The 3,223-nt window shown below is 71.2% G+C and carries 2 protein-coding genes; one reads left to right on the top strand and one right to left on the bottom strand.

What is annotated here, in order from left to right; genetic code table 11:
* The first annotated feature begins 239 nt into the window (after positions 1-239).
* The gene (locus ACTWQE_RS33850; protein ID WP_443332925.1) at positions 240-1,688 is read left to right on the top strand and encodes an alkaline phosphatase PhoX; all 1,449 of its coding nucleotides are present in this window, start codon (positions 240-242) and stop codon (positions 1,686-1,688) included.
* 285 nt (positions 1,689-1,973) lie between these two features.
* Here the strand turns inward: ACTWQE_RS33850 and ACTWQE_RS33845 are convergent, their stop codons facing one another.
* On the bottom strand, positions 1,974-3,167 hold the full coding sequence (locus tag ACTWQE_RS33845) for a TerD family protein (protein ID WP_443332924.1): 1,194 nt from the start codon (positions 3,165-3,167) through the stop codon (positions 1,974-1,976).
* Between the last annotated feature and the right edge of the window lie 56 nt (positions 3,168-3,223).

The raw sequence follows: 3,223 nt of genomic DNA, 5'->3' as shown, positions 1-3,223 counted from the left end.
CCGTCGTGGTGATCTCGCGAGCCGTCCTGCGATATCGCGGTCGGCTCGGGAGAATCGGCTTTGTCCCCATCCGGGTGCGGTTCTCCGGCCTTCCGGTGACGGGAGCATGGACGGTCCGACGGGACGGTTCCGGTAATCGGTCCCCCCGTGGTCGTGTCGCGTTCAACCGCTGTTCGACGGAGCGCGGCAGCGTGGATGCGGCAGACCAGGGGATAGATCCGGCCATTCAGGAGACGATGATGCCGTTGACCCGTAGGGACTTCGCGAAGCGCTCGGCCTACACCGGAGCGGGGGTCGCGCTCGCCGGCAGCGTCGGTGTGCTCGGTACCGCTCCCGGTGCTCTCGGGTCGGAGGCCGGGGACACCGGCGAGGAGGGCGCGGAGCGTTTCGGCGGTGGCCGGGAGGCGGGCTACGGTCCGCTCGTGGCCGACCCGGACGGCATCCTCGCGCTCCCCGAGGGCTTCTCGTACCGGATCATCACCCGCAGCGGCGTCACCGAGCTGGAGTCGGGCGAGTCCACCCCCTCCAACCACGACGGCACGGCCACGTTCGAGGGCCCGCGCGGTGTGACCCTGCTGGTCAACAACCATGAGCTCAAGGGGCCGCGGTCCGACTGGGAGTACCCCGTCCCGCTGACCGAGGGGCTCGTCTACGACCCGGCCGCCTCGGGCGGCTGCACGGTCGTCGAGGTGCACCGCCACGGGCAGGTCGCCGAGTGGGTCGGCATCGCCGGTACGTCCACCAACTGCGCGGGCGGGCGCACCCCGTGGGACACCTGGCTGACCTGCGAGGAGAACGAGGACAAGGCCGGCGAGCACGGCATGACCAAGGACCACGGCTATGTGTTCGAGGTCGACCCGCACGACCGGCGCGCCAACCGCGACCCGAAGCCGATCAAAGCGCTGGGGCGCTACGCGCACGAGGCCGTCGTCGTCGACACCCGGCGCGGCCATCTGTACCTGACCGAGGACGCCTCCGGCCCGAACGGCCTGTTCTACCGCTGGGTGCCGCCGCAGGGCTTCCGGCACGGCCGCGGGCGGCTGCGGACCCTGGCCGACGACGCGGGTGTGCTCCAGGCGCCGAAGTGCTACGACTCGGGAGGCCGGTTCGTCGACGACCTCGCGCGGGCCACGAAGACCGGCACCGTCTACGGCGTGGACTGGGTCGATGTGCCCGACCGGGACGCGAAGACGGTGCCGGTGCGCAAGCAGTTCGACGACGGCGCGGTCACCCGGGGCCGCAAGCTCGAGGGCATGTGGTGGGCGGACGGCGGCGCGTACATCGTGTCCTCCTACGCCCGTGAGGAGAGCCCGGGCCGGCACGACGGCCAGGTCTGGTTCTACGACCCGCGCCGCCGGACCCTGACCCTCAAGGTGCTGCTCGGCGTCAACAAGAACCCGGGTGAGGACGGCGCCTTCGACGGCCCGGACAACATCACGGTCTCTCCGTACGGCGGACTGATCATCGCCGAGGACGGCGAGGGTATCCAGCACCTCTTCGGGGCCACGGAGAGCGGCCGGACCTACCCCATCGCGCGCAACGACCTCAATATCGGCACCGAACGGGAGCAGGAGTTCAGCGAGTTCACGGGTGTGGTGTTCTCGCCCGACGGACGGACGCTGTTCGCCAACATCCAGGATCCGGGGATCATGCTGGCGATCACCGGGCCGTGGCGGCGTCAGGCCTGAGCTGGGAGCAGTCGGGCAGCCGGTCCCCTCGTACGCGAAGTCGTACGGGAAGTCGTACGTGAAGGGGACGGCGGGGCAGGAGATCCGGCATCGGCGTCCGGGCGGACCGGCGGATCACAGGCCGCCGCCCCGACGTCCTCGCCGGTCTCGGTGCAGGGGGCTTCGGACGTGGTCCGCAGGACCAGTGCCTTCGCGCCGTCCCAGGGCCCCGGCCGACCGCCGCGCAAGGGCCCCGGCGTGCCGCCGCGCTCGTCTCATGGAGCGAGCCCGGCGGCCCGGCCGGGGTCAGAGAGCCTGCCCGCCCGGCTTCACCATGCCGCGCACCGTGCGGGAATCGACGTAGGCCCCCAATGCCGTCATCTCCCACTCACCGGAGAACTGGCGGATGAGCTTGCACATCAGCACGCCCGTACGCGACTCGGCGCCGGTCAGGTCGAAGCGCACCAGCTCCTCGCCGGATCCCGCGTCGAGCAGCCGGCAGTAGGCCTTGGCGACCTCGGTGAACCGCTGCCCGGAGAAGGAGTTCACCGTGAAGACCAGCCCGGTGACGTTCTCCGGCAGACCGCCGAGGTGCACGGTGATGGCCTCGTCATCGCCACCGCCCTCGCCGGTGAGGTTGTCCCCGGAGTGCTGGATGGCGCCGTTCAGGATGGCGAGCTTGCCGAAGTAACAGGCGTCGATCTTCTTGCGGTCGGGGCCGTACGCGATGACGGACGCGTCGAGGTCGATGTCCTTGCCGCGGTAGGCGGGCTCCCAGCCGAGGCCCATACGTACCGAGGTGAGGAGCGGCCGGCCGCCCTTGACCAGGGAGACGGTCTGGTTCTTCTGGAGGCTGACCCGGCCCTTGTCGAGATTGATCTTGCCTGCTCCCGGCGCGGGGGCGGCGGGCGCGGGCGGCGCGGCGGGAGCGGCCGGGGCCGCCGCCGGCCGCGGGGGGACGACGGGCTCCGTGGGAGGCTGCGGGGCGGCGGCGGCCGGCGTGGCGGGCTCGTCCACGCTCACTCCGAAGTCGGTCGCGATCCCGGCGAGCCCGTTGGCGTACCCCTGTCCGACCGCACGGGCCTTCCAGGCGCCTGCCCTGCGATAGACCTCCACGACCAGGAGCGCGGTCTCCGGGCCGAGCCGCGGCGGGGTGAAGGTGGCCAACACGCTGCCGTCGTCGGCGTTACGGATCGTCGCCGTCGGCTCCGTCCCCGAGAAGGTCGCACCGGGGGCGTCCAGGCTCGCGGTGACGACCACCTTCTCGATACCGGACGGTACGGCCGCGGTGTCCACGGTGACCGAGTCCGGCCCGGCGCCACCGCCGGCCCGGTGGGTCACCCCCGGACCGGCGGGCTGGTTGTAGAAGACGAAGTCGTCATCCGAGCGCACCTTGCCGTCAGCGGTGAGCAGAAGACCCGATACGTCGAGCCGCACCGGGGCTTGGACGTCCACCACCACGCGCGGGACGGAGAGCGGAATGTTCGAGCCAGGGGTCATAGCGGTCATGCACCGGATAACGATCGAACCAGCTTTACGGTTCCATTACCTTGGCC

This window comes from Streptomyces sp. 8N706, from assembly GCF_052245415.1.
Classification (GTDB): domain Bacteria; phylum Actinomycetota; class Actinomycetes; order Streptomycetales; family Streptomycetaceae; genus Streptomyces.
The sequence above is the reverse complement of the archived record's forward strand: the minus strand, read 5'-3'. Positions and strand labels throughout refer to the sequence as shown.